At 73.1% G+C, this 25,860-nt stretch carries 18 protein-coding genes; 10 read left to right on the top strand and 8 right to left on the bottom strand.

Annotated elements, in window-relative coordinates; translation table 11 throughout:
• Positions 1-1,204: ATP-binding SpoIIE family protein phosphatase (locus tag FRCN3DRAFT_RS0241865; RefSeq protein ID WP_007518400.1), on the top strand; the 1,204-nt coding region annotated here is incomplete at its 5' end.
• Positions 1,205-1,290: 86 nt separating this feature from the next.
• On the top strand, positions 1,291-2,112 hold the full coding sequence (locus tag FRCN3DRAFT_RS0241860; RefSeq protein ID WP_035931278.1) for an ABC transporter ATP-binding protein: 822 nt from the start codon (positions 1,291-1,293) through the stop codon (positions 2,110-2,112).
• 305 nt (positions 2,113-2,417) lie between these two features.
• Here FRCN3DRAFT_RS0241860 and FRCN3DRAFT_RS0241855 read toward each other — a convergent pair whose 3' ends face one another.
• Positions 2,418-2,906, bottom strand: coding sequence for a hypothetical protein (locus tag FRCN3DRAFT_RS0241855; RefSeq protein ID WP_007518404.1), 489 nt, complete (start codon positions 2,904-2,906; stop codon positions 2,418-2,420).
• A gap of 965 nt (positions 2,907-3,871) precedes the next feature.
• Here FRCN3DRAFT_RS0241855 and FRCN3DRAFT_RS0241850 point away from each other — a divergent pair.
• Positions 3,872-4,216 (top strand): histone-like nucleoid-structuring protein Lsr2, encoded by a 345-nt coding sequence (locus FRCN3DRAFT_RS0241850; protein WP_007518406.1) that lies wholly within the window; start codon positions 3,872-3,874, stop codon positions 4,214-4,216.
• An 813-nt stretch (positions 4,217-5,029) separates the two neighbouring features.
• On the opposite strand, the gene FRCN3DRAFT_RS0241845 is transcribed toward FRCN3DRAFT_RS0241850, so the two are convergent.
• Positions 5,030-6,445 carry an aminopeptidase P family protein gene (locus FRCN3DRAFT_RS0241845; protein ID WP_035932181.1) on the bottom strand — a complete coding sequence of 472 codons (1,416 nt, stop codon included), beginning with the start codon at positions 6,443-6,445 and terminating at the stop codon, positions 5,030-5,032.
• An 842-nt stretch (positions 6,446-7,287) separates the two neighbouring features.
• On the opposite strand from FRCN3DRAFT_RS0241845, the gene FRCN3DRAFT_RS49020 reads away from it, so the two are divergent.
• Positions 7,288-8,688: an LCP family protein gene (locus FRCN3DRAFT_RS49020; protein WP_007518410.1), complete on the top strand. Its 1,401-nt coding sequence runs from the start codon at positions 7,288-7,290 to the stop codon at positions 8,686-8,688.
• A 46-nt stretch (positions 8,689-8,734) separates the two neighbouring features.
• Here the strand turns inward: FRCN3DRAFT_RS49020 and FRCN3DRAFT_RS52480 are convergent, their stop codons facing one another.
• From FRCN3DRAFT_RS52480 to ppgK, 4 genes are all read right to left on the bottom strand, one after another.
• Positions 8,735-10,093, bottom strand: a complete 1,359-nt coding sequence (locus FRCN3DRAFT_RS52480) for a YihY/virulence factor BrkB family protein (RefSeq protein ID WP_007518412.1) — start codon at positions 10,091-10,093, stop codon at positions 8,735-8,737.
• Between the two features lie 269 nt (positions 10,094-10,362).
• Positions 10,363-10,566, bottom strand: a complete 204-nt coding sequence (locus FRCN3DRAFT_RS0241830) for a DUF7455 domain-containing protein (protein WP_007518414.1) — start codon at positions 10,564-10,566, stop codon at positions 10,363-10,365.
• Between the two features lie 259 nt (positions 10,567-10,825).
• The gene (sepH, locus tag FRCN3DRAFT_RS56980; RefSeq protein WP_007518416.1) at positions 10,826-13,483 is read right to left on the bottom strand and encodes a septation protein SepH; all 2,658 of its coding nucleotides are present in this window, start codon (positions 13,481-13,483) and stop codon (positions 10,826-10,828) included.
• Positions 13,484-13,938: 455 nt separating this feature from the next.
• Positions 13,939-14,754, bottom strand: coding sequence for a polyphosphate--glucose phosphotransferase (ppgK, locus tag FRCN3DRAFT_RS0241820; RefSeq protein WP_007518418.1), 816 nt, complete (start codon positions 14,752-14,754; stop codon positions 13,939-13,941).
• 249 nt (positions 14,755-15,003) lie between these two features.
• Between ppgK and moaA the strand changes: the two genes are divergently transcribed.
• Genes moaA through FRCN3DRAFT_RS0241805 form a run of 3 tightly spaced genes read left to right on the top strand, consistent with a single transcriptional unit; the run spans position 15,004 to position 16,965 of the window.
• The gene (gene moaA / locus FRCN3DRAFT_RS0241815) at positions 15,004-15,990 is read left to right on the top strand and encodes a GTP 3',8-cyclase MoaA (RefSeq protein WP_027141421.1); all 987 of its coding nucleotides are present in this window, start codon (positions 15,004-15,006) and stop codon (positions 15,988-15,990) included.
• Between the two features lie 10 nt (positions 15,991-16,000).
• Entirely contained in the window at positions 16,001-16,678 is a 678-nt protein-coding gene (mobA, locus tag FRCN3DRAFT_RS49010; RefSeq protein ID WP_007518423.1) for a molybdenum cofactor guanylyltransferase, read from the top strand.
• Between the two features lie 41 nt (positions 16,679-16,719).
• Positions 16,720-16,965 carry a DUF6457 domain-containing protein gene (locus FRCN3DRAFT_RS0241805; protein ID WP_035932174.1) on the top strand — a complete coding sequence of 82 codons (246 nt, stop codon included), beginning with the start codon at positions 16,720-16,722 and terminating at the stop codon, positions 16,963-16,965.
• Positions 16,966-17,258: 293 nt separating this feature from the next.
• Here the strand turns inward: FRCN3DRAFT_RS0241805 and FRCN3DRAFT_RS53780 are convergent, their stop codons facing one another.
• The gene (locus FRCN3DRAFT_RS53780) at positions 17,259-18,545 is read right to left on the bottom strand and encodes a hypothetical protein (protein ID WP_007518426.1); all 1,287 of its coding nucleotides are present in this window, start codon (positions 18,543-18,545) and stop codon (positions 17,259-17,261) included.
• A gap of 520 nt (positions 18,546-19,065) precedes the next feature.
• On the opposite strand from FRCN3DRAFT_RS53780, the gene FRCN3DRAFT_RS0241795 reads away from it, so the two are divergent.
• Together FRCN3DRAFT_RS0241795 and FRCN3DRAFT_RS0241790 are read left to right on the top strand one after the other, a co-directional pair.
• Entirely contained in the window at positions 19,066-19,788 is a 723-nt protein-coding gene (locus FRCN3DRAFT_RS0241795) for a hypothetical protein (RefSeq protein ID WP_007518427.1), read from the top strand.
• Positions 19,789-20,099: 311 nt separating this feature from the next.
• A complete protein-coding gene (locus FRCN3DRAFT_RS0241790; RefSeq protein WP_007518429.1) occupies positions 20,100-22,625 on the top strand; it encodes an AAA family ATPase in 2,526 nt (841 codons plus the stop codon).
• Positions 22,626-22,658: 33 nt separating this feature from the next.
• On the opposite strand, the gene FRCN3DRAFT_RS49005 is transcribed toward FRCN3DRAFT_RS0241790, so the two are convergent.
• Entirely contained in the window at positions 22,659-24,248 is a 1,590-nt protein-coding gene (locus tag FRCN3DRAFT_RS49005) for an MFS transporter (protein ID WP_007518431.1), read from the bottom strand.
• 324 nt (positions 24,249-24,572) lie between these two features.
• On the opposite strand from FRCN3DRAFT_RS49005, the gene FRCN3DRAFT_RS0241780 reads away from it, so the two are divergent.
• The gene (locus tag FRCN3DRAFT_RS0241780; RefSeq protein WP_007518432.1) at positions 24,573-25,202 is read left to right on the top strand and encodes a DUF222 domain-containing protein; all 630 of its coding nucleotides are present in this window, start codon (positions 24,573-24,575) and stop codon (positions 25,200-25,202) included.
• The last annotated feature ends 658 nt before the right edge of the window (positions 25,203-25,860 follow it).

Raw genomic sequence — 25,860 nt, 5'->3', positions numbered from 1 at the left:
CGCGCCGCGCCGCGCGCTCACGCCGGCGGGCATCGCGGTCGCCGCGCGCTACCAGGCGGGCGAGGGGAACACGAGCTGGGACTGGTACGACGTGGTGGATCTCGGCGCCGGCCGGGCCGGCCTGGTGATCGGCAACATCGCGGCCAGCGGTGACGTCGCCGCCGCGGCGATGGAGGCGCTGCGCGCCTCGGTGCGGGCCTGCGCGCGCCTGGACCTTCCGCCGCATGAGGTGATCACCCTGCTCGACGGTGTGCTGGCCGATCTCGCCGACGAGCACCGGCCGTCCGGGCAGGCGGCCCTCGCCCGAGGTGTCGTCCCGGCCGGCGGTGGCGACCCGACTGGCGGGGCCGGGGACGAGGGTGTCCCCGGCCAGCTCGCCACCTGCATCTACGCGGTCATCGAGGCCGACAGCGGCCGGGTGACGCTCGCCAGCGCCGGGCATCCGCCGCCGCTGGTGGTGGCGCCGGACGGACTCGTCTCCCGGCTCTACATGGAGGTGGGGCCGCCGCTCGGCGCCCGGCGCGACGACGTGAAGGAGTACGTCGTCCGGCTCGGCCCCGACTGGCTGCTGGCGCTGTTCACCGACGGCGTGGTCGCCGCCGGCGGGCGAGAGCTCGATGCCGGGGTGTCCCAGCTCGCCGGCGCGCTGGCCCGCCCGGGGACGCCGCTTCTGGAGCTCGCGGACGACGCGCTCGCCGTCCTCGGGCCGGTTGGCGGTCCCGCCGAACCCGGCCAGCGGCCGGCCGACGGCGGCCCCGCCGGCGCGGGCCTCACCGCCGACGCGGCCGTGCTGCTGGCCCGCCTGCCCGCGGCGCCGCCACCCGGCACGACGGTGGAGATCGCCGTCGACGGCGGCGCCGCCGATCTCGCGCCGGCCCGCGCCGCGGCGAGGGCCGCGCTGTCCGACTGGTCGCTGCCGGCCGAGGCGCTGGAGACGGCCGTGCTCGTCCTGTCCGAGCTGGTCGGCAACGCGGTCGCGCACGGCCGGCAGCCGATCGACGCCAGGGTGCGCAGGCTCGCCGACCGGGTCGTGGTCGAGGTCGCGGACGGCGGCGGGCGGCTGCCCCGGCGCCGGCACGCCGGGGTCGACCAGGAGGCCGGCCGGGGCCTGGAGCTGGTCGCGACCCTCGCCGACCGTTGGGGGGTCCGCCCGACCGCGGATGGCAAGGTCGTCTGGGCCGAGATCGGCCCGGCGGCGCTGTGATGCCGGGCGCCCGAGACCACGGGTCCCGGGCGCCGGGCGACTGAGGGCGCCCGCCCCGGTACCGGCCGCCCGGTAACGTGAGCGCCATGGCGGACACGATCGTGTGCCTCGAGGCTGTCACTGTGCGGCGCGACGGGGCGGCACTGCTGTCCGAGGTGAACTGGACGGTCTCGGCCGGTCAGCGGTGGGTGGTGCTCGGCCCGAACGGCGCGGGCAAGACGACGCTGCTGGTGGTGGCCGCCGGGCGGCTGTTCCCGACCAGCGGCGCGGTCGACCTGTTCGGTTCCCGGCTCGGCACGGTGGACATGCGCGACCTGCGCTACCGGGTAGGGCTGGTCAGCCCCGCGCTCACCGAGACGCCGCCGGCGGACGAGCGGGTGCTGGACGCGGTGCTCACGGCGGCCTGGTCGGTGCTCGGCCGCGGTCACGAGCACTATGACGCCATCGATGTGACCAGGGCCACCGAGCTGCTGCGCCAGTTCGGCTGCGGATCGCTGTTGGGCCGGCGGTACGGCACCCTCTCCGAGGGGGAGCGCAAGCGGGTCGCGATCGCCCGGGCCCTGATGACCGACCCAGAGCTGCTGCTGCTCGACGAGCCGGCCTCCGGGCTCGACCTCGGCGCCAGGGAGGCGCTGCTGCGTCGCCTCACCCGGTTCGCCGCCGACCCCGCCGCGCCGGCTTTGGTGTTGGTGAGCCATCACGTCGAGGAGATCCCCGTGGGTGTGACCCACGCGCTGCTGCTGCGCGGGGGCCGGGTCGTGGCGGCGGGGCCGGTCGAGGAGACGCTCACCGCGGGCCCGCTGTCGGAATGCTTCGGACTCCCGCTCGAGATCACCGCTGCCGCCGGCCGCTACACCGCCCGGCTCGCGGCCCGTCCGCCGCGGCTGAGTGTGGTCGCGTCCGCCTGAGGTCCGGCTCTGGAGCCGGTGGGTGGGTTGCCGACGGGCCTTTTCCGCGCCTGCTTGCCTGAGCCCGGCGTCCGTCGGTGGCCGTGGAATGACCGCGCGCATCGCTAAGGCGCCCTGACGGCGCGGTGGCGTCCGCCCGGCCTTTTCCCTTACCTTCCCCTGCTTCGGGGCGTCAGCTGGCCGTACGGGTCGTTCTGGGGCCAACTGTGGCTCGTTGACGGCCAGCCCACGGCGCCTCGCCCGCGGCCCTCGCGCCTCATAGGGCGCCGCGGGCTCCATCGCGACCGGGAAATGCTCAGGGCGCGCTACGTCTCGTCCAGGAGCGTCCAGAGGGCTCCGGCGCCGCGGACGTGCGCGCCGGCCTCGACGAGGCGGTGCCGCAAGGCGCGGTCCGACGTGAATACCAGCACCGGCCGTTCGGCGTTCCCCGCCTCGGCCACGATCGTGTCGTCACCCGCGCCGGCCGCGTGGACGACGGCCAGTGGCGCGGCGGGTGGGTGGTCCGCCTTCCGGTCCGGCGAGCCCGGTCCGTCCGGAGTCCCCTCGCGCCAGGGGGCCGGGGATGACGCGGTGCCGGGCTCGACGCCCGCCCTCGCGGCGCCTTCCAAAACCAGGACCACCCGCGCTGGCGGCTCATCCTGCCCGGCCGAGGCCGCCGGCCAGTCGGAAGCGGCGAGCAGCCGCAGAATGCGCGCGTGCAGCCGCGCCGCGGCACCCGGTCGGTCACGCCACCAACCGTCCGGCCGGGCGCCTATCACGTTCGCCGCGTCGATCACCCAGGTTCGCGCGTCCATCACCGGGCGGCTACGCAGGGGAGTGGAATCGGACTACTCATCCAGTAGGTCAGCTGGTAGCTGTTGGTAGTCCGCCGGATGCGCGCGAAAGGCGCGCTGGTGCGTCGTTCAGGTGGACGATGGGTCCGGTTTCCCATTCGTGCCATGAGGTTCCTGCCCTCCGTCACCGGTCCAAAGCCCAGCCGATAGCGTCGATGCCGGGCCAGGAGTGCCGACAGTAGCGAGTCCAAAGCCCACTGGCACCACCCGTCGTTTGCTGGGCAATCGGACCGGACCGACCAGCCAGCGCTGTCCCCGGGTAGCGCGTGGGTGGTGGCACCCATGCGCCCGTGTGGCCCATCTGCCCCCATCGCCGCGAACTTTCGGGTCTGAGATTCCGTTGACATGACCGGCCCTCTATCGTCCCCGCGTCGGCAGACTCTTTGGGTTCCGCTGACACATCCTCCTGACGGCCGGCCTTCCGCGGCCATCGGCATCGCCTCCGCCATCCGGCCGAACGAGGAAGCTGGACATCGGGGAGTCCTGTCCCACTTGATGGACATCACACCCAGGCCGAAGCCGCCAAACCACCTCCTCCACCGATTCGAGGTGGTGTCGCCGGCTGGCTGGTTCGGAGCTTGGGCGCGGCTGAAACGGTGGACTCGGCGCAAGCGGCGAGCAGCGGGCCTTGATCATGCCTTTCCGTGCACCTGCTTGGCCGCTCAGCTTCCCACTGGCCTCGTTGGCGGAGCCACGCTCTTGGGCGACGCGTCTCCAGCCTCCGCGCGAAGCTCGGCATTCGGACGACGACAGTCCCGCCTACAGACATTGCGGCTCTTGGGAAGCTGGTCGAGGTGCTCGCGTGCGAACAGGATCCGCTAGCCCGGCTCGCCGGCTCGATCCAACCAGTCGTGACGCATCCGGGTGTTCTCGTGGTAATACTAGACGCGTGAGTTCTGGCATCCGCTGACCTGAAGGAGTGTGGCATGGCTCAGAAGACCATCGTCTCGTTGATTGACGATCTCAGCGGCGAAGAGGCCGACGAGACAGTCCGGTTCGGCCTGGACGGCGCGCAGTATGAGATCGACCTCTCCGAGAAGAACGCGACCAAGTTGCGTGAGTCGCTGGCCCCGTTCGTGGGTGCGGCCCGCCGTTCCGGCGGCCGTGCCTCTGGCAGCCGTCGCGTCGCTGCTCGCACGCCTTCTCGCCGTGGCGGCGGAACGGACCGTACCGCCGACATTCGCGAGTGGGCGCGCAGCAACGGCTACACCGTGAGTGACCGCGGCCGTATCGCCTCCAACATCGTCGAGGCGTACGAGAAGGCCCACTAGTCTGCTTGGGGTTACCTTGCTCGCCACCCTTCGGGTGGTGGAGGTGGGCGGGACTGTTCGCCAGCCTCCGGCCAGCTTCCCGTAGGCCCGTGATATTGCGCCAGGTGGTCCCGGACCCGATGTCGAGCTCCGCTCCACGGAGCGGACCTCTACCTCTGGGGCAGTTTGCGGGAGTTGTCTTCGGGGGTTGGCGAGCGAATCCGGCGGGTGGCTCGTGGGGCTTCACCGGAGTGTCGCAAAGTGGTCGATGCTCGGTCGTGGTCCAGACGCCGGCCTAACTCGGTTCGGTCGGGTCGAGTGCCCGAGCCGAGGCGGTGGGCCTTCAGGGTCGGCGCGTCAGGCTTCTGGGCGTGGTGTGTGGGTTGCTTGGGTTGGGTGCCGGCGGGCCGTGGGGAATGTGGGGGCCGGCCGCCGGGCCCCTGACCCGCGGTACTTGGCATGTTGATGGCGGGCCGGCTGGTCGCGGGTGGGCCAGCCGGTGTTGCTGTTTCTGGGCTTCTCTGGACGTTCTGGCAGTGGTTGCTCTTTGGCGCGAGGAGGCCACCGAGGATGGCTCGCGGCCTGTTCGGGGTGCCGAAGGGGCCAACCGGCTCTCCTGGTTGGTCACGCTGACCGGATGGGCGCCGGCATAGACGAGTTTGGTCGCGCTTTGTCGACTTCGTGCGGTCGTGGCTGATGTCCGGAGAGTGAAGGAGGCGGGTCGACCGCCTGCCAGGACGCGATGAATCGTGGTCTGATCGATTCGTATTCGGACCAAGCAGAAGGCCGGCCGATCCCGGAGGGGATCGGCCGGCCTTCTCTGTCGGACCGTGGTCAGACCGGGCGGTGCTGGCGCATCCAGGCCTCGATGTCGGGCGCCGAGCGCGGAAGCGCCGTGGACAGGTTGCGGAAGCCGTCGGTGGTCACGAGGACGTCGTCCTCGATCCGCACCCCGATGCCACGCAGTTCCGGGGGGACCGTCAGGTCGTCCGGCTGGAAGTAGAGGCCGGGCTCGACGGTGAGGACCATGCCCGCGGCCAGCTCCGCGTCACGATAGGTCTCGTCCCTGGCCTGCGCGCAGTCGTGAACGTCGAGCCCGAGCATGTGGGAGGTGGAGTGCAGCGTGTAGCGACGGTGGACACCGGCGCCCGGCGCCTTTGGATCCTCCGTTAGCGACTCGTCGACGCTGGCCGGCAGCAGACCCCAGTCGTGGAGCGCGGTGGCAATCACCCGCATGGCGGCGCGATGCGGGTCCAGGAAGGCGGCTCCCGGCCGGACGGCTTCTATGCCGGCCTGCTGCGCCGCGAGCACGACCTCATACACCTTCCGTTGCACTTCGCTGAACTCGCCGCTGATCGGCAGCGTACGGGTGACGTCCGCGGTGTAGAGCGAGCTGCTTTCCACCCCCATGTCCAGCAGCGCGAGCTCGCCGGGACGCACGGGGCCGTCGTCGCGGACCCAGTGCAGGGTGGTCGCGTGGTGCCCGCACGCCACGATCGAGCCGTATCCAACGTCATTGCCGTCGACCCTCGCCCGCCGCCAGAAGGTTCCCTCCAGCCAGCGTTCCCCGTTCGGCAGCGCGACCGCGGCGGGCAGCTCCGTGACGCATTCCGTGAAGCCGCGCACGGTCGCGGCGATCGCCTCCTCCAGCCGGACGATCTCGAAGTCGTCCTTGACCAGCCGAAGCTCGGACAGGGCCTGGGCAAGTTCGACATCCCGGTTCGCCTCGGACGACCTGGCCGCCCGGCCACGCGGATAGCCCAGCACCGCGTCGTCGACTTCCGGGTCGACCCCGCGCAGGACCCGCGTATTCCCCGGGGCGAGCCGCGCCAGCGCGTCCGGGAGCTCGGTGAGCGGCCGGCATTCGATCTCGAGCTCGGCGGACGTCTCCTTTACCCCCGGGCGGGGACCGACCCACAGCTCTCCGTAGCGGCGGTCGGTATAGAAGGCCGACGACGACCGGTCGGACCGGTCGGCCAGGTACAGCACGGCGTCATGGTCGCCCGCGGCGTTGGGCAGCAGGAGCAGCACCGCTTCCGGCTCGTGGCAGCCAGTGAGCCAGAAAAAGTCACTGCCCGGGCGGAATGGGTAGTCGGTGTCGTTTGCCCGGACGCGCGGACCACCCGTGGGTATCACGAGGGCCTCGTTCGGGAATCGCGTCCCAAGCAGGGTGCGCCGTTTGGTGCCGTAGGGTGCGACGTCGTCGCGGGACGGGGCGATGTCGGCGGGTGGTGCCCACCCGCTCGCCATAAACCGGCGGAAGGCCGCGTGCGGTTGCTCGTCGTGGCTCGCCTGTCTCTCCTCGCGCCCACCGGAGCTCTCCGGTACGTCCGCGGCGGCCGCGGCGGCGGCGGGTGAGGTGACGTCGCGCGCCGGCAATTCGGCGTTCGCGGGCGTTTCGGCGGTCACGGCCGGTCCTTCGGCTGGCATGGTCGCCGATCCCGGACCTGCCGGGGCCCCGCCTGCGAGCGCGTCGGTCATACGCGGCGAAGGTGAGCTTTCGACGGGCTGAGCACTCATGCCGTTAACGGTAGGCCGCGGGCCGCCCGCCCGCGTCGAGAACTTCCGAGCGGCGATGGAGCGTCACCCGATGGTCTCCTTCCGCCGCGGCCGGTCGACTGATCCGTACTCGGACGCCGTCATTTCCGTTGTCAGGACGGCGAGGCATGACGCAGTCGGCTGGCCGACGCCTCGACGTGACCCGGTCCGTCCCGAATCGTGGTAGGCAGGGAAAGTGTGCGGTCCGGCTGGCGGGGCGGCTTGACCGGCGGGCTCGAATGCCGGGCGCGGGCCAGGCGGCCGGACAGCTGGTCGAGATCTCGACCGGCTGTGGGCTCCCTGTGTCCCATGGGCGCGAAGCTCATCTGGTCTGGATACTTCGGGAAAGCGGCGGGGAGACATGCACGATGACGCGGCCACCTGAGCCCCGGCCGCCTGACCGGCGGGGATCTTCTCGACGACCAGACGGTGGCGACCCGCGCCACGGCGGTCCGGATCGACTCGCGGCCAGTCCCGCCGGCCCGCACCCGCGTCGGCCCGCCGGCGAAGACGCGGGCCAGGCCGGCCGGCCGAGGCGGCCAGCGGACCCGTCGATGTCACCCACCGTCCCCTATGACGGCGCCGGCCGTCCGCCTGGCGGCGACCGCGGCCGTGGCGGCGGCTACGTCCAAGGCGGCGGCTACCAGCCTGTCAGCGACCGTGGCCACGGTGGCTACCCGCCCGGCGACGGTCGCCAGGACGGCGGTTACCCGTACCGCGGGCCCGCCGAGGACCACCCGGATGAGGACCCGGCTTGGCGGCCGGCCGATGGCGCGCGCCGCGTCGTCACGGTCGTCGCGGCGATCTGTTCGCTCGCGGTCCTGCTGCTCGCCTGTTCCGGCTGGGCGGTGATCCGGCACTACGACGGCAAGGTCGGTCACGTCGACCTGCGCCTGGACTCCGCCGACCGGCCGGCCGCCGCCGGACGCGGTACCCAGAACATCCTGCTGGTCGGCTCGGACTCAAGGGCCGGTACGGGCGGCGAGTTCGGCGAGGTCGAGGGCCAGCGCTCGGACACCACGATCCTCGCCCACGTCGACCGGAACGGCTCGACGACGTTGGTCTCCTTTCCCCGCGATCTGTGGGTGCAGATCCCCGCGTACTCCGGCTCCGACGGCTCGACCCACAAGGCGCAGCAGTCCAAGCTCAACGCGGCCTTCTCACTCGGCGGCCCCGCTCTGCTGGTCCGGACCCTCGAAGGGCTCACCGGCATCCGGATCGATCACTACGTGCAGGTCGACTTCTCCGGGTTCCAGGCGATCACCGACGCGCTCGGCGGCGTCACGGTCTGCGTCAAGGAACTACCGGCGTCGCTGCGTGACCAGGGGTTCGACAATCTGCACGACAAGATGTCGGGCTGGTCGGGCCAGGTCGGCGAGAACCGGCTCGACGGGATCCGCGCCCTCGCCTTCGTCCGCCAGCGTTACGGGCTGCCCGAGGGCGACCTCGACCGGATCCGCCGCCAGCAGCAGTTCCTGGGCGCCGTGTTCCACCGGCTCACGGCCGCCTCGACGCTGGCCAACCCGGTCCGCATCCGCGGCGTGCTGAACGCGGCCACCTCGGCGCTGACGCTGGACACCACGACGAGCCTGATCGACCTCGAGCCGCTGGCCCTGCGGATGCAGGGCATCGCGGGCGGTGGCGGGCTCACGTTCGCCACCGTGCCTGCCTCGTCCGCCACCCGCTCGGGCCAGTCGGTCCTGTTGACCGACCAGGCCAAGCTCGAGGCCTTCCTCGCCCCGTTGAAGTCCGGCGGCGCCGTGGCTGGCGGGGTGCGGGCGCCCATGACCGCCGCCGCGGCCGTGTCGCGGACGGCGGACGATCCGTCCCCGGTACGCCGTGCCTGGCTCGCTGCCGGCTCGGCCCAGCCGGTCCAGTCAGTCCAGCCGGCCCAGTCGCTCCAGCTGGCCCAGTCGACGGCGCAGCCGCCCGCTGCCTCGTCCTGCACCTACTGAGGAGACAGGGCGTGGGCGTCTGCCAGGAGATCCGGGCGGACAAACCCTAGGCGCCGGACTGGCCCGACCGGTCCGGCGCGCCATCCGGCGGCGAGGGCGCCGCCTGGCCGTTCGGAGCGGGCGCCGTCGCTGGCGAGGGCGCCCTCGCCTCGTCGGTGGCGGCATCCTCGGTGGGCCCGTCGTCGGCGGCGTCGTCGTCGGCGGGGGCGTCGGCGTCGACGGGGGAGTCGAGGCCCCGCTTGTCCAGCGATGCGTTCAGCTCGGCGCCGAGGAGCACCGCGAGCGCGGTGATGTAGAAGAACAGCAACGCGGCGACCGGCGCGGCCAGCGAGCCGTAGACGAGCTCGTTACCGAAGACCAGCTCCAGATAGAGCCGAAGCAGGTAGCTTCCGACCAGCCAGCCGAGAAGGGCGAAAATCGCGCCAGGCAGGGCGCTCAGCCACGGCCGGCGCTGCGGCAGCGACTGGTGGTACAGCGAGGTCAGCATCGCCAACGCCAGCAGCCCCACGGCCGGCCAGAACACCTGCTGTAGCAGCATCTTGACGACGGGATGTCGGTTGGCCCGGAACAGGTTCGCGAGCAGGCCCGGCCCGAGCACCAACGAGGGCAGGATGATCACTCCGGTCAGGACCTGGGCGATGTACAGCCTCAGCGCCACCAGCCGGCTGCGCACCGCGGAGCGCAGGTCCCGCTGCCCGTAGGCGATCGTGATCGTGTTGACGTACGTGGCCATGGCCGTGGACCCCGTCCACAGCGACAGCACGAACCCGATGGAGATCACGTCGGGCCGGCCGCGCGAGAGGATCTGATCGACGGTCGGGCCGACCACGTTGTCGACGACCTCAGGGGTCAGCAGGTCGGAGGCACCCTTCAGCAGGCTGGTGCGGATGCTGTTGACGGCGTTGGACCCGAGGGCGTCGGCGATGTAGCCGATCGTTCCGAGGAGCGCGAGCAGCAACGGGGGCAGCGAGAGCAGCTGCCAGAAGCCGGCCTCGGCGGCGAGCCCGAGCACCCGGTCCCGCCAGGCGTTGGATGCCGCTCGGCCCGCCACCCGCAGCGCCGCCCGCGCTCGGTTGCGCACACCGGTCACCAGCCGCCGTCGGGGGGCCTCCCGCGCCGCTGGCTGGTCGGCCGCCGGCTGGTCAGGCTCAGGACGGGGAGGTTTGGACGGCCCGTCCGAGCCGCCCTCCCCGTCGCCTTCCGGCGGTGTCGGCTTCGCGTGGCCGTCGACCGTATCGGCCTGGTCGCCGTCAGCCTCGTGCGTCTTCGCCGTCCTCACGCGCCCGCCCGCCCCGCCGGCCCTGTCGCCGCTGGCCGCACGGCCATGGGTGTTCGTCGGGCGGTCGGCGGACTCCGCCCGGACGGGCGCCGCCACGGCGGATGCGCGCTCGTTGGCCGTGGTCACGGCCCAACCGTACGGGGTTGGCGGCTACCCGTTGTGGACGATGTGCCCATCGAGGCGGTGCCTCCACATCCGGAGTACATGACGCCCACGGTGTGGGTGTGTGAAGTTCCTGGGTTGTTGCCCACGAGTGCCCGCACCCATGCCCGCACCATCACGCGACGACGGTCCGGAAGCCGTCTGGAACGACGAAGGGCACGTCCCGCCGCGTCGCGGAACGTGCCCTTCGAGGCCTAGCCTCGCTGTTCAGTTGTCGAGCGGGTTGGTGCGGGTCAGCCGCCGACCGTGAGCTTGTCGGTCTCGTCGTGGTACTCGACGGCCATCTCGCGGAGCTTCGAGTCGTGAGACTTGGCGTGGTGCCGGCAGAACAGCAGGTCGCTCCCGCCTGGAAGGACGACACGTACGTACGCCTGGGCGCCGCACCTGTCGCACCTGTCGAGGTTGGTCAGCGTCGGCTTGGTGGTAGTACCAGTCACACCCTCTCCAACTGTGTCCGGCGGCCAGACGTTCCAGCCTGGCCGTGTGATCGGTCCCTCACGTGTTGCTAGGACCGCCGGCCATGCGAAAAGGTGCAGTTCGCATGGCCTCCGGTCGTGCCGGCTGGAGTGGCGCCGTTGCGTCCAGAGCGGCCTTACCGCGTCCCGTTGGTTCTCCCATGGGACCACCTGCTCAGGCGCCCACCCGCAAGGGTCCGAGAGGCTGGCAGCCCTCCCGGACTGCCGCGCCTTCCCGTGCCTACGTACGACGGGCTCCGAAGACGATGTCATCCCATGCTGGCACCGACTTGCGTCCGCGTCGACCGCCTCCGGAACGTTCCCCAGTTCGCGGGGCATTACGGGGCCGGTTCGAAGGCTGTGCCGACGCACCCTCCTCACCGTCCGTCGCGGTCGATCCGGGCGCACTGTCCTGGTTCTTCCCGGTCGACTTCTCCGCCTTGTCCGGCTTTTCGGCCGATTTCGGGGCGCTACGGGCCGCCGCTGGCCGGCTGCCGGCCGTGGCGGGAGTCTTCTTCGTCACGTCAGGCTTCGCGGGAGCCGCCGAGGCCGCCTCGGCACCCTCGTCGACCGGCGAAGCTGTGGCGGCCGCCACCTCGGCCCGCGCCTGAGCAGCCGGCTCCTCGGTGATGGGCCGCGCGGCCGGGCCGGCGGTCGGCTCGGCGGCGACCGGCGTCTGCGCCGTGGCCGGGCCGGTCGGTGCCGCCCGGGTGACCGCCGTGGCCGCGACAGCCTCGGTGGCGGGTGAGGCGAGCTCTGGCGTGCGGCTGGACTCGCCTGCCCTGGTGCTGGCGGCGATACCCCCGGCGGCGGGCGCGAGGGCTTCAGCGGCGGTCTCGGCGGGCACGGCGGCGGTCTGGGCCGGCGCTGTGGCGGCCGCGGGCGGGACGGCGCCGGGCGTGGAGACGACCTGTGCCCGGACACCCGCCGAAGCCCTCACGGGCCTGGCGGGGGCGACGGCGGGGCGTGGCCGCGCGGGCGGGGCCGCCTCGGCCGCCTGTTCGCTGTGCGCGAACTCCTGGTCGTCAGGTGCCGCGGCTGGCTCGCCGGACGGGACGGCGGTCTCCCGCGGGCTCTCCTCGGCCGGCCGGCCGAGAGCCCGCTCGGCATCCCACGCGGCGGCCCGCCGGTAGGTGGGGCGAGGGTCCTCGAACGACGCGGCCGGCTCGGCGGGCGGGACGAACGCCGCCGCCGGGGCCGGCACGCCGGTGGCTGGCCTCGCCGGGCCCTGGGGCGTCGCGCGGGTCTCCGGGCGCGGCGGGACCGCGGGCCGGGATGGCACCCCGCGGGGAGGCCCGCCGGAACCCCGCGGCGGGGCGGTCGCGGGCCGCGGCAGTGGCCGCGAGGTGGCCGGGGTCGGCGGATCCAGCCGGTCCACCGGCTCGTAGAACAGGTCGGTGTCCAGGTCCAGATCGAGGTCGGCGTCGTCGTGCCCCGGCCAACGGCGTGCGTCCAGCGGCCTGGTCGGCCTCGTGTCCAGGGTCGGCGGCGTCGCCGGGCGGTGCGCCGCCGCCGGCCGCGGCGGACGGCCGACCGGCGGGCCGAGGGGCTGGTCGAGCTCGAGGTCGTCGGCGGGCGGCTGACCGGAGCGGCCGGCGAGGTGGTCCGGGAAGTGGTAGGCGGCGGGCGGGGCTACCGCGGGACCGGCGGGTGGCTGGGCGCTCCCCGCGTCGAACGGGTCGTTGAACGGCTCGTCGAACGACGGCGAGCCGACCTGGTCGTCCGCGTACGGCTCACCGGCGAACGACGCGAGCGGCCGCGCCGACGGCAGGTCCCCGCCGGGCGGCGGCACCGGCGAGTAGTGGGCCGGGACGAGCGGTTCGGGCGGATAGGGGCCTGTTGGGTATCCGGCCGGCGGGTAGTGCTCCGGCCGCGGCTGAGCGGGCTGGTAGGCGCCCGGGGCCTGGTAGCGGTCGGCGGGCCGGCCGGAGGCGCGGTCGAAGTCGTCGCCGGGCTGGCGCGCGGCGGGCGGCTGGTGCTCGGCGGGGTGCTGGGCAGCCGGGTATCGGGTCGCCTGGTGACGCGCCGCCGGGTTCTGGTGGGCGGGGTACTGCGGCTCCTGGTGCGTCGGCCCGGCCGGGAACGGTGCCACCGGCTGGCCGGTTCCGGGAAAGGGGCCCGCCGGGCCCTGGGAGTCCGGGTACCCCGAGTCGGGGAAGGACGCCGGCTGGGCGTAGCGCGGCCGCTGCTCCGGTGGAAGGGCCGACGGGTGCGCCGGCAGCTGGCGTGAGCCGGGCGGTGGCTGCGCCGGGTCCTGGACGAGCGTCAGCGCGGGCGGGCTCTGCCTGGCCTGCGGCGCGGCCGCCGGGGTCGCCGCGGCCGTCGGAGTGGCCTCCAGAGGCTCCGGCGCGACCAGCGCGCGGGCGGCGTCGTCGTGGGGACGCACGCGGCGCACGACCGGGTCCCAGGTCCAACGCGCGCACCGGCTGTCGGAGGTGAGCTGGACGAGCCAGATCCCGTCGACCCGCCGCCAGGCGTCCCACTGGGCCGCCTCCGGGTCGTCCTGCCCCGCCATCAGGCGAGTGTCGACCACCTCGCCGAGCGGCCGGCCGGCCGCGCCGCCCGGGTCCTTCGGCAGCAGCGCCGCCCTGGCCTCCTGCACCACCCGCGCGCGTTCGGCGAGCACCGGTCCCTCATAGCGCTCGACCCGCTCGACCGGGATGCCGGCGGCGCGCGCGACGTCGGCCGCGGTCTCACCGGCCCGCAGCCTGGCCTGGATCTCACGCGGGGTGAGGGCGCTCTCGGTGCGGACCTCGCTGCGCCTGGCGCCGCGCAGGGCCGCCCGGAGCCGGTCGTCGACGGGCACCCGGAACTGCTCGGCGTCGGCCCGGCCGTTGGCGTCGGCGAGCACGAGATAGCCACCGTCCTCGCTGAGCGCTACCGCCCGCAGCTCACGCATGGCGCCATCTCCTCCCGTCACCGCCGTACCGCCCGCCGCGGGCCGACGCCTTGCCCACCACTCGCCGCCGGTCCGGTCCCCGCCGAGCACCGGGCCGAGGGCCGCCGCTCATCGTCCCGCGTCGCGGCCGCCCCGACTCCCGAACCCCGGACTTCCAGGCTCCGGATCCCTCGTCAGGTATGTGCGACCCGTCGACAGGAGTGAGCCGCGATTCCGGCCCGCCGGCCCGCTATCGCCGATCCGGGGCAAGCCCGGAGAAGAGCGTGGTGAGCCTGGAGCGTCCGACTACGGAAGGTGCGACCGAAAAGCATGGTCGCATCTCCTTTGGCCGGCTGGCGCGCACCGGGCACCGACACGCATAGTCTGCCGTCCCGACCGGGCCGCGGGGATGCTCACCCGGCCGTCCGGGCGTGTCGCGGGGCCTCGGGGGAAGCGGATGCGTGGCCGTCTCGCGGTCAGGGACGGCGGCCGCCGGGTGGGCGGGTGGCCGGTGGGCGGCGGCGGACCGTACGGGACGGGACGCGCGGGCGCGTCTGGTCGACCCCGGCGGCCAGCGCCGCGCCGACGATCCCGGCGTCGTTGCGCAGCTGCGCCGGCACGACCGTCGTGCGCACGGTGAGCTGCTCCAGGAACTTGTCGGCCTTGCGGCTCACCCCGCCGCCGATGATGATCAGGTCGGGCCAGAGCAGGTTCTCCAGGGCGGTCAGGTAGCGACTGACCCGCTTGGCCCAGTGTTCCCAGCTGAGGTCCTCGCGCTCGCGAGCGGCGTCGGAGGCCTTGGTCTCCGCGTCGTGGCCGCCGAGCTCCAGGTGCCCGAGCTCGGTGTTCGGGATGAGCTGCCCGTGCAGGAACAGCGCGGTGCCGATACCGGTCCCGAACGTGGTCATCACGACCAGGCCCGGCACGTCTCGGCCCGCGCCGAACGCCATCTCGGCCACCCCGGCCGCGTCGGCGTCGTTGATGACGACGACCTCCCGGCCACCGAGCGGCTCGGCGAGGGTCGCGGCCACGTCCGTGCCGACCCAGCCCTGGTCGACGTTCGCGGCCGTCTGCGCGACCCCGCCGCGGATGACGGCGGGGAACGTCACGCCGATGGGGCCCTGCCAGCCGAACTGCCCGACGACCTCCGCCACCACGGCGCCGACCGCGGCGGGCTCGGCCGGGCTCGGGGTCGGCAGGCGAACCCGCGGCGAGACCAGGGTGCCGTCATCGATCTCCACCGGGGCACCCTTGATACCCGATCCGCCGATGTCGACCCCGAAGACCTGCATCCCGTTCCTTTCTGTGCCTACAAGTCCGTATCTACAAGGTTCGCTCCCGTGGGTACAGGCCGGTTCCTCGGCTCATCCCACGAACTTCCGGCCGCGGCCGGAAGCATGATCCATTCTGCCCCACCGGATGGCCGGCCGGGGCGACGCCCTGCCCCACTTTCGCCGCCGATGCCACTGGGCGGCCAGTCCAGGCCCCCCGGCGGGCGGCGACGTCGTCACCTCGCGCCGTATGGCCATACCCTGTCAGGTGTGCAGCTCATCGATACGTTCGGCCGGATTGCCACCGACCTGCGCGTGTCGCTGACCGATCGGTGCACGCTGCGATGCACCTACTGCATGCCGGCCGAGGGGGTGCCGTGGCTGCCGGGTGCCGACGTGCTCACCGACGACGAGGTGGTCCGGCTGGTCCGGATCGCCGTCCAGCACCTCGGCGTCACCGAGGTCCGCCTCACCGGCGGCGAGCCGACGTTGCGGCCGCGCCTCGCCGAGCTGGTCGGCCGGCTGGCGGCGCTGCGGCCCCGTCCCGCGCTGTCCCTCACGACGAACGGCCTCAGTCTCGCCCGCACCGCCGGCGCCCTGCGCGCCGCCGGTCTCGACCGGGTGAACGTCTCGCTGGATACCACCAGGCCCGAGCGGTTCGTCGCGATCACCCGGCGGGACCGCTGGCACGACGTGGTCGCTGGGCTCGCCGCCGCCGAGGCGGCGGGGCTCACACCGGTCAAGGTCAACGCGGTCCTGACCCGTGGCGTCAACGATGACGAGGCTCCGGAACTGCTGCGCTGGTGCCTCGAGCGAGGCTACGAGCTTCGTTTCATCGAGCAGATGCCGCTCGACGCCCAGCACGGCTGGCAGCGTTCGACGATGGTCACCGCGGGGGAGATGCTCGCCGCGCTGCGCGCCGAGTTCGAGCTCACCGCTGTCGGCGATCGCGGCTCGGCGCCAGCCGAGCTGTTCGCCGTCGACGGCGGCCCAGCCGTCGTTGGGGTGATCGGTTCGGTGACGGCACCGTTCTGCGCGGCGTGCGACCGGGTCAGACTCACCGCCGACGGCCACGTGCGCAACTGCCTTTTCGCCCGCGAGGAGAGCGACCTGCGCACCCCGCTGCGCCGCGGCGCGGATGACGACGAGATCGTCCGGCGGTGGCGCGCCGCCGTCTGGAGCAAGCGCCCGGGGCATGGCATCGGCGAGCCGTCGTTCCGCCAGCCGGACCGGCCGATGTCCGCGATCGGCGGCTAGCGGCGCCGCCATGACGGGTTGGGACGCGATAGTGCTTGCCGGCGGCCAGGGGCGCCGGCTCGGCGGCGCCGACAAGGCCGCGGTGACGATCGGCGGACACAGCCTGCTGGACCGGGTGCTGCGCGTGCTGGCCACGGTCGACCCCGCCGTCGACCGGGTCGTGGTGGTCGGGCCGGACCGGCCGGGGCTCGCCGGCCGAGGCGTCGTGACGACCCGTGAGGATCCGCCGGGCGGCGGGCCGGTCGCGGGGATCGCGGCCGGCCTCGCCCATGTCCGCGCCCCGCTGGTCGCGGTGCTGGCCGTGGACATGCCGTTCCTCGGCGCGACCTGGCTCGTCCAGCTGCGCGCTGCCGTGGCGGGGCCATCGGGGGTAGGGGCGCCGCCGGGGGCGGCGGCGCCCGTGGGGGCGGCGTCGGCGGGCGGGGCCGTGCCAGCGGAGGCGGCGGGCGCGGTGGACGTGGCGCTGCTCGTCGACCCGGACGGGCGAGAGCAGACGCTGGCCGCCGTCTGGCGCTCGGCGGCGCTGCGGGCGGCCATGCCGGCTCGGCCCACCGGGGCCGCGGTGCGGGCGCTGCTGGCCGGCCGGCGGGTGGCGCGGGTCCCGGCGGACGCGCTTAGCTGCCTGGACTGCGACGCCGAGCCGGACGTGCTCGCGGCCCGCGCCGCGGCCGACGGGTTGGGGTTGTGACGCACCGGGACGGCCCGCGTGGCCGGGAGGGCGAGGAACCGGTGAGTGAGCTGGACAGGTGGGTGGCCAGAGCCGGCGACGCGCTGGGACTGGACCCGGCGGCGATCGATGTGACCGAGCTGCTCGACCTGACGCGCGAGGTCGCGCACGGGGTCGCCCGCCCCGCGGCTCCGCTGACCGCTTTCCTGGTCGGTCTCGCCTCCGGCCGGGCCGGCGGCGGCCCGGCGGCGGTCGCCGACGCGGTCGCCGTCATCCGCGCCCTCCTTGCCGAGGATGACAGAAAGTAACCGCCGTCCACATTGGCGACCCACCAGTGTCACGCCCAACCCCGCCACCCGACGCTGACTGCGAATCGGCGCTGTACCAACCTAGCCACAGGTAGTGACGGCGCATCAGCGCAAAACTCACCCAACCACGTCACTGACCCGGATCCGGCACGACTGCCGCCATATGGCAGCAGTCCGGAACCACGCGGGGAGGGCGCTCAGCGCCCGACAGGCTGCGCCCGGCCGGGGTCCCTGCCGGCTGGCGAAGCGATCTGGAAGGTCTGGGGCGCGGAGCGTCCGGCCGCGGGACAGCCTCAGGGCATCCGGAAGCTGCCGGTGTCGTCCAGATAGCCGCGCATGTCGATCGACATGGTGTGCATCATGTCCTCGTCCGGCTCGGGCTCCGGCGCGTCGTCCCAGCCCTCGTCGTCCCAGACCTGGTGCCGCCAGCCGCGCCGACGCCGGTCGCCGGCCGCGTCACCCTGCCCGCGGCCGGGCTCGTCCTCGGCGTACTCGTGGCCCGGGTACTCATCGTCGTAGCCGGGGCCGTGGCGGTCCTGGTAGTCGTCGGGCTGCTCGTCGCCGGGCTGGCGGCGCCACTCGGCCTGGCCCCGGTCGTCTGGGCGCGGCGGCTGGCCCGGGTAGCGGGCGTCGGCCGCTCGCTGTGGGCCGCCGGGCACCTCGCCGCGGCGTTCCTCGGTTCCGCGGCGGCGTTCACGGCGGCGGTCATCCACGTAGACGTCGTCGACGTAGATGTCGTCCGCGTAATGGTCGTCCGCGCCCCGGCCCGGGGCGGCCCGGCCGGCGGGGTACCGGCCGGCGTCGTCATGGTCGGCGGGCGGACCGCCGCGCCGCTGGCCGGCGCGGGGTGGGTCGACCGGCTCCCGGTGGTCGCGCGGGGGCGGCGTGAACGGGCCTCGCCCAGGCTCGGCCGCGCGCCGGGACGCGGCGGAATCCCAGTCGGTGCCCGACTCGTCGGGGTAGGTCCGTCCGTCCGGACGGCGCCGCTCGTCCCGCTCGTCGGGGCGGGGCGCGCCGGCCGGGGGAGCGGGCCTACGGCGGCTCGGCCGCCCCGGCTCGTCGACCCGGTAGCGCTCCGTGACCTCGTCGGGCTCAGCCCGACCGGCTGCCCGGTACCTGTCCGCTGGTACGGGCGGTGTGGATGGCACGGACCGCCTTGGCTGGGCGGGGAGTCCCCGCCGTTCGGCCTCCTGGTCGTAGGGCGGGCGATCGTCGTACCGGACGGGACGAGGCCGCGCCTCGCGAGCCGGGGCGCCCGGCGCCTGGCGGGGGCGCGCCCCGGTGGCGCCGGCGGCCGCCGCCCTGGTGGGGGCGGGCACCGGCACGGCCCGCCGGACGACCAGCGCGAGGACGATGATCACCGGAAGCGCCACGAGCACGGCGAGCGGGCGCCACAGGGTGACCCCGACGAGGGCGAAGACCGCGACGACGGAGAACACGCCGAGCAGGTGACGCGACCGGGTGCCGCCCGACGAGCTCGGGCCGCCGCGGGGGCCACCCGCCGGCGCCCTGGGCACCGCCCGCGTCGCCGGGGCGTCACGGTACGCACCGTTGTCCCCGGCTGCCCGTGTACGCGCCATGTCGACCAGTGTGCCCTACCGGCCGCCGGTACGGCCGGCTGCGCGTTGGGCCGGGCGAGGTCCTGGTGGCGCTCGCGCCGTGGACTGGCGCGACGGGCCGCCGCGTCGGTCTGCCGCGGCCGGGAGGCGCGCGCGGATGCCGGCCGCCTCTCGGCCTCCACCGGGCCACAGGGCGACCTGACCGTTTTAGCCGAAATGTCCGCCGAGTCGCGTGGGTTTTCAGGCCCGTCAAGAGACGTCAACAAGAACGACAAGTTCGCGACGGACAGTGGCGGTCAGGTGTCGGTGCCTCAGGGTGTCCCCTCCGCACGTCCGGTGGCGGCGCCGTACGGCTCGTCGCATGGTAGTGACATCGCCGTGACTGCGAGTGAGTAGGGGTGTCGCGGAGGTGAGCGGAAATCACGTTTCGCCGATGGGGTGCACACCGATGCCAGTAGTTTTAATGTTGCGTGAAGACCCAGATTGACCATGGCTCGGTGTCGCACCATGGATTTCACCTCATAGCTTGTGGAGGTTTGCCGTGGTCGCGCGAAGATTGGGCCGGCGCCGACGGACGCGGTCCGTCGGCGGGGTCGCCGTCGCCGGTCTCGTGGCCGGGGTACTCCTGTTCACGTCAGCCTGCGGGTCCGCGAGCGACAAGTACGTGACGAACAAGCCCGCCGGCGTCTACGTGAAGCTCCCCGACGGATGGAGCCAGGCGAGGGTCCAGGAACCCCTGCTGATCGGCCTCGACGCGCGTGAGCTGAGCCCCGAGATGTACGCCCTGTTGCGCCAGATCGACTGGCTGACCGGCATCGACGCCTCGGGCAACGAGAAGCCGGACGTGTTCAACCCCGCCGCAGAGCAGCCAAACGGGTTCGTGCAGGTCCGCCAGCTGCTGCCGGAGGAGGCCAAGAGCATCTCCACCAACAACCTGCGCGACCTGGTGGTGCCGATTGACGAGTCCCAGGCGGCGCAGGACGAGCTGGTCCGCAAGGACCCCGTGTCCGCGCGGTTGAAGCCGGCGTTCCTGCTGATCCTCGAGGAGTCGGTGAAGAAGTCCAACGGCGTCCACGGGGTGCACCTCGTCTACCAGCTCTCCACCTCCACCGGGCTGGTGACCTTCGACCAGACGAGCCTGCTCGACAGTCAGCAGACCGTCCTTTACCAGCTCGTCATGACCTGTACCGCGCTGTGCTACGCGCAGTACGGGTCGTCGGTGAGCTCGGTGCAGCGCTCCTTCACGGTCAACCCGACGACCTGACGAATCGACGCGTGACGGGCAGGGCAAGGCGACGGCTGACTGAGGCGACGAGCGTTTGAGGCGACGAACTGCCAGGTGACGGACCTGACCCCCGTGACGAATCCACCAGAACACGCGAAACCGACGAACTGACGAAGCGACGCGGACCACCGGATCGCGAACTCTCCGCAGACCTACCGGATCGACGACCTCCCAGATCGGCTCCGCCGATCCGGCAGGAACCCCGTCGCCGATCCGGCAGAGACCCGGGCCTCGCCGATCCGGCAGGAATCCCGTGGCCGATCTGACAGGAACCCCGGAGGGCGACAGCCATGGACCTATCCGACCTCCCGGGCGGCCTAGTGGGCACGGCCGCCGAGGGCACGGCCGAAGTGGCCGCGGCCGCGGCCACGGGCGGGCTGCCGGCCGCCGACCCGCCGCCGAGGCGCAAGCCGGCGGCGTTCTGGGACCGGATCAAGTTCCTTCTCCTTTTCGGCGCCCTGTTCCTGTTCGTCGTCGCCGCACAGGTCTCCGGCAACCCGCTGATGACCTGGGGCGACGCGGTCAGCATCGAGGCGCGGAACAGCTGGTGGCTGCTCGCGCTGATCGGTGTCGAGCTGGTCCGCCAGCTGCACATGTTCATCGGCGAGCGTTCGTCGCCGTACTACGTCTTCTGGACCGACCGGGTGTTCGGCCGGGCCGAGAAGCGGATGCTGCGGCTCGACGACTGGAACCGCTTCCGGGCGAGCCGGGCGGCGAAGTGGATAGTCGCGCTGCTGGTCGCGCTCTTCATCTACGCGCGCGTCGTGCACAGGTCGATGTTCGACGCCGTTGTCCAGGTGCCCAGCGACCTCTGGGCCGCCATCCCGCTGCTGCTCCAGGTGGTCCTGCTCCTGGTCATCGTGGTCGGTCAGTTCGTCGCGATCTTCTGGTTCATGTCCAAGGGCGGCGTCGAGGTCTACTACCCGGACGACGTCAAGACCCGGTTCGCCGACGTCTGGGGCCAGGATCACGTCGTCTCCCGGGTGAAGGAGAACGTCTTCTACCTGGAGCACCCGGAGGAGATCGAGGGCAAGGGTGGGTACGTCCCCGGCGGAATCCTGCTGTGGGGCCCGCCTGGCACGGGCAAGACACTGCTCGCCGAGGCCGTCGCCGGCGAGACCGGCAAGCCCTACGTGTTCATCGATCCGGGCGCGTTCCAGGCGATGTTCATGGGCGTCGGCATCCTGAAGGTCAAGTCGTTGTTCCGGCGGCTGCGCAAGCTCGCGCTGCGATACGGCGGTGTGATCGCCTTCTTCGACGAGGCGGACAGCCTCGGCAACCGTGGCCAGCTCGCCCAGGGCTTCAACCGCGGCTCCGAGCGCGCCGCGTCCTCGCACCGGGCAACGCGCCATGCCAGCCACCTGGGGGCGCACGGCTGGCGCGCGCCGTCCTACGCGGACGGACTCGCCGACCTGAACGGATGCAACGGCCTGCACTACCTGACCGACCAGGCCAGGTCCGAGGTGGTCGGGCACCGCGCCTCGGTGGCCGGTGGGCTGGGCTCCGGTGCCGGCGGGCCGGCGCAGGCCGGCGGGCGGACCGTCAACCGGGTCGTGGGCGGTATGGGCGGCATGGTCGGCGGCGACATGGGCACCCTGCAGGCGCTGCTCGCCGAGATGTCCGGCCTGAAGAAGCCGCGCGGCTTCCTCAACCGGGTCGTGCGGCGCGCGCTCGGGATGAAGCCCAAGCCGCCGCCCAAGTACCGCATCCTGATCATGATGGCCACCAACATGCCGAACTCGCTGGACGAGGCGTTGCTGCGGCCGGGCCGCATCGACCGGCAGTACGAGGTCGGCTACCCGAGCAAGGAAGGCCGGATCAGGACCTACCAGGGCTACCTCGCCAAGGTGAAGCACGAGCTCACCGAGGACCAGGTCGAGCGGCTGGCGACGATGAGCACCGAGGCGACCGGTGCCACGATCAAGGACACCGTCAACGAGGCGCTCACCCAGGCCATCAAGGACGGCCGCGAGGTGATCACCTGGGCGGACATCCTGCGCGCCCGAGTGATCAAGGAGCACGGCCTGGCCGACGACCACGAGCACATCGAGCGGGAGCGGCACAGCATCGCCCTGCACGAGGCGTGCCACGCGGTCGTCGCCTACCGGCTGCAGCGCGGCCGGGTCATCGACATGGCGACGATCGAGCGGCGCGGCGGGGTCGGCGGCTTCGTCGCGTCGGTCAACGTCGAGGACAGCATGTTCCAGTGGAAGTCCGAGGTCGAGGTCCAGGTGATGGTGTCGCTCGCCTCCCTGGTCGGCGAGCGGATGTTCTTCGACGGTGACAACACCGTCGGTGTGGGCGGCGACCTGCGCAGCGCGACCTACCTGGTCTCCCGGAGCATCTCGATGGCCGCCATGGGCGACACGATCTCCTCCTGGCTGACCTTGTCCAACGACCTCCCGATCAATCCGCTCGCGGTCGACGCCGACCGCCCGTTCGGCGAGCAGGTCGAGGCGAAGCTGCAGGCGCTCTACCGGCGCACCGAGCAGGTGCTGTCCGCCAACCGGCGCGAGGTGCTTGCCCTGACCCACGCCCTCGAGACGCACAAGACCATCACCGGCGAGGATGTCGAGGCGATCATGGAGGGCCGGACGGGGCCGACCGTCGACGGCCGGCGCTACCACGAGCCGGACTTCCTCGACATCGCCGAGGAGTACCACCACAGCGCGCTGCGCGCGCATCGCGGCGCGAACGGTGGCGAGCTGCGCAACCTGCCCGAGCTGGACCGGGTCGCCGCCACCGCGACCGCCGAGCAGGCGTCCTCCTCGTCCTCCTCGTCGTCCTCGTCCTCGGCGGTGGCCGAGACCGACTGAGACGGCCGGGGGCGTGGCGCCGAGCGGCGTCCCTCAGGTGGACGGGGACGGCACGGGGCGCCCCGCCGGCTGGCCGCCCGACGGCACGCCGGCGGGCGGCGCCTGCCGCGCGCCCCGGACCTGGGTCGCGGCGACGGTCACGCCGGTCGCGGTCCCCACCCCGGCGGACGGCTCCACGGCCGCCGGGGCCGGGCGCGCCTGGATCCGGCGCAGCGACGCCAGGCCGATCAGCGCCGCCGCCACGGCGGCGATGCCCGCGAGCACGAGGCCGGCGCGGGCGCCGAAGGCCTCGGAGACGGCGCCGGCGATCGGGCCGCCCAGCGGGGTGGTGCCGAGGAAGGCCATCGACCAGAGCGCCATCACCCGGCCGCGCATGCGCGGCTCGGCCGATAGCTGCACGGTCGCGTTGCCGGTGGCGATGAAGGTGACGCTGGCCGCGCCGGTGATGACGAGAGCCGCGACCAGGACGGTCAACGTCGGCGCCGCGGCGGACAGCAGCAGCAGGGCGCCGAAGACGCCCGCGACGGCGACGAGCGCCCGCGACCCGGTGAGCCGGCGGCGGGCCACGAGCAGGCCGCCGACCACCGCGCCGGCGCCCATGGCACCGGTCAGCAGGCTGTAGGTCGCCGCGGTGCCGTGGAACGTCTCGCGGGCGACCAGGGGCAGCGTCACCTGGAACTCGTAGGCGAGGGTGCCCGTGAGCACCATCATCGTCAGCGGGATCCGGATGCCGGCGGTACGGATCGCGTAGTGGAAGCCCTCGCGAATCTGGCCGGGGGCCCTGGGCACGGGCGGGTTCGGGCGCAGCGCGGCCCGGTCCAGCCGGCCGAGCGCGACCAGCACCGCGGCGAACGACAGCGCGTTGAGGACGAAACACATCCCGTTGCCGAGCAGCGTGATCGTCGCACCGGCGATCGCGGGGCCGACGACCCGAGCGGCGTTCATCGTCACCGAGTTGAGGGTGACCGCGTTCGACAGCGTCTCCGGGCCCACCAGCTCCTGCACGAAGCTCTGCCTGGCGGGGTTGTCGACGGCCTGCGTGAGGCCGAGGCAGCCGGCGAAGGCGACCACCATCCACAGCGTGACCACGTCGGTGAGCACGAGCACCCCGAGGCCCGCGGCGAGCAGGGCCTGGAGGCTGGCCGTGCAGATCAGCAGCCGGCGGGTGTCGGTCCGGTCGGCGACAAGGCCGCCGTAGGCGCCGAAGACGAGCACCGGGAGGAACTGCGCCGCGGTGACGACGCCGAGCAGCGTGCCGCTCGCCCCGAGCGAGAGCACCAGCCAGCCGAGTGCGATCGTCTGCATCCAGGTGCCGCACATCGAGATGACCTGGCCGGTCATGAAGCGCCGGTAGTTCGGCACCCGCAGCGCGGCGAACGTCCCACCGGACGGCGCAGCGGGCCGCCCGCCGCCAGGCGCACCCGTCGCCGATGCCTCGGTCGCGGGTGCCTCGAGGGAACGCGGGGCAGGCGCTCGCCGAGCGTCGCCGGCGGACCTGCCCACGGCCGGGCGGTCGGGCGGGCCGGCGCTCCGCTCCGGCGATCCGCCGCCCACCTCGGGCGATCCGCCGCTCATCTCCGGCGTGGTCGTCGCCACCTCGCGTTCCAGTCCCCGCGACAGCATCAGAACACCTCCTCCGGCCAGAACGCGGCTCGCCAACTAGTTATTTCGCAACAGGTAACTAATTTGCCCCGGCCGGGCTCGTTCCGCGCGGGGGATGGCGAATGCCAGTTCGATCACATATCATGCGAACATACGTTCGAATTTCGACCGTGCTTCCATCCAGCCGAACCCGCTTCGCACGGCCGGCCGCCGGCGCCATCGCGCGTCGGCGGCGGGCTAGCCGTGCCCGCGCGGCGGCGATGTCGGATGGCGGCACCGGGCCGAGACAGGCGCGACCGCGTCGGCCGCGGGCTTCCGTGGGCCGCCAGTCGACCGAGGGGGTGCATGGTGACCGGAGTCCCCGACGACCACGCAGGGGCATCAGAGCCCGAGGTCCCGGATCTGGCCGGCGTCCCCGCCGCCGGCCCGCCGCGACCCGAGGCCGGCGGGCCGGTGCGACCCGAGGCCGGCGGGCCGGTGCCCCGAGGGTCGGCCGAAGGCGGCACCGGAGCAGGCGCTCCTGGGCCGGCGGGTGACCGGCCGCCCGTCGACCCGGCGAGGATGTCGGACGTCGACCTCGCGACGGCGGTGATCGAGGGCCGGGCGACCGTCGACGCGACGACCGCGCGGTGGGTGCTGCTGGTCGGCGAGTTCGACCGGCGCTCGCTGTGGCTCGCCGACGGCGCGGTCTCGGCGGCGGCCTGGCTGCGCAGGGAGTGCCGGATCAACGCGCCGACGTCGACACACCTGCTGACCGTCGCCCGGGCGCTTCGCGACCTGCCCGCGACGAGGGAGGCCTTCAGCACCGGCACGATCAGTTTCGAACATGCCCGGGCGATCGCGCCGTCGGTCGGCGCCGGGCGAGTCGAGCTCGCCCGCCGCGCGGACCCGATCTTCGCCCGCGCCGCCGCCTGGATGACCCCCCGCCAGGTAGCCCGCGTAGTGAGCACCTGGACCGATATAGCCGACGCCTAATTGCTGGTTCGCTCCGTGCGGGCGGCGCGCTGCGGCCCCTTACTCACGACCTGCGGAATCGGCTTCGCCGATTCCGCAGGGACCCCGTCGCTCCCACGGGACCTCCGCGCGCCGTCCTCCTCCGCTCACGTGCCCTTCGGCGACCTCGCGGCGACCCGGCCCACGTCGCTTCGCTTGTAGGCCGGGCCTCCGCGAGGCGCGCCTCCGCGCCAGCTCGGATGCCTGCCGCTGGAACGTCACCAATCCGAAACCGCAACGCTCGTGCGGGCTGTCGCTTCGCTCGTGGGGGTGTCCGCGCGGTTCTGACGCGAATCTTGGGATGCCTCGCCCTCGCCGCCGCCAGCGCCATCGGGCCCTGCGGCGCGCCCCGGCGTGGTGATCGTCGTTTGCGCCCTGCGGTGGTCGCCAGCGGCGCTAAAGCACAACCACCGCAGGGCGCAGACGACGATCAAGTCGCGGCCGGCAGGCCCCATTGCAAGGTCAGCGCCAGATCCGTTCGCGCCCGATGGGTTAGGAAGCGTTAAGTCACAGAATGATTACGGCCCGGGGCCACCAAGATGGCGGCCCCGGGCCGAAGGTGCGACGCCGAACTCAAGATGATCTAAAAACGGTCAAGCGTGACGTAACCGTGCGGCGCGGAGGTGCGCCTCCGCGGAGG

Origin of the sequence: Pseudofrankia saprophytica, assembly GCF_000235425.2 — a bacterium.
GTDB lineage: Bacteria > Actinomycetota > Actinomycetes > Frankiales > Frankiaceae > Pseudofrankia > Pseudofrankia saprophytica.
The sequence above is the reverse complement of the archived record's forward strand: the minus strand, read 5'-3'. Positions and strand labels throughout refer to the sequence as shown.

What these genes read in the sequence shown, in the direction of transcription:
- FRCN3DRAFT_RS0241860 (WP_035931278.1), top strand. Translation starts at nt 1,291, where the DNA reads ATGGCGGACACGATCGTGTGCCTCGAGGCTGTCACTGTGCGGCGCGAC.
- FRCN3DRAFT_RS0241855 (WP_007518404.1), bottom strand. Translation starts at nt 2,906, where the DNA reads ATGGACGCGCGAACCTGGGTGATCGACGCGGCGAACGTGATAGGCGCC.
- FRCN3DRAFT_RS0241850 (WP_007518406.1), top strand. Translation starts at nt 3,872, where the DNA reads ATGGCTCAGAAGACCATCGTCTCGTTGATTGACGATCTCAGCGGCGAA.
- FRCN3DRAFT_RS0241845 (WP_035932181.1), bottom strand. Translation starts at nt 6,445, where the DNA reads ATGGCGAGCGGGTGGGCACCACCCGCCGACATCGCCCCGTCCCGCGAC.
- FRCN3DRAFT_RS49020 (WP_007518410.1), top strand. Translation starts at nt 7,288, where the DNA reads ATGTCACCCACCGTCCCCTATGACGGCGCCGGCCGTCCGCCTGGCGGC.
- sepH (WP_007518416.1), bottom strand. Translation starts at nt 13,483, where the DNA reads ATGCGTGAGCTGCGGGCGGTAGCGCTCAGCGAGGACGGTGGCTATCTC.
- ppgK (WP_007518418.1), bottom strand. Translation starts at nt 14,754, where the DNA reads ATGCAGGTCTTCGGGGTCGACATCGGCGGATCGGGTATCAAGGGTGCC.
- mobA (WP_007518423.1), top strand. Translation starts at nt 16,001, where the DNA reads ATGACGGGTTGGGACGCGATAGTGCTTGCCGGCGGCCAGGGGCGCCGG.
- FRCN3DRAFT_RS53780 (WP_007518426.1), bottom strand. Translation starts at nt 18,545, where the DNA reads ATGGCGCGTACACGGGCAGCCGGGGACAACGGTGCGTACCGTGACGCC.
- FRCN3DRAFT_RS0241790 (WP_007518429.1), top strand. Translation starts at nt 20,100, where the DNA reads ATGGACCTATCCGACCTCCCGGGCGGCCTAGTGGGCACGGCCGCCGAG.
- FRCN3DRAFT_RS49005 (WP_007518431.1), bottom strand. Translation starts at nt 24,248, where the DNA reads ATGCTGTCGCGGGGACTGGAACGCGAGGTGGCGACGACCACGCCGGAG.
- FRCN3DRAFT_RS0241780 (WP_007518432.1), top strand. Translation starts at nt 24,573, where the DNA reads ATGGTGACCGGAGTCCCCGACGACCACGCAGGGGCATCAGAGCCCGAG.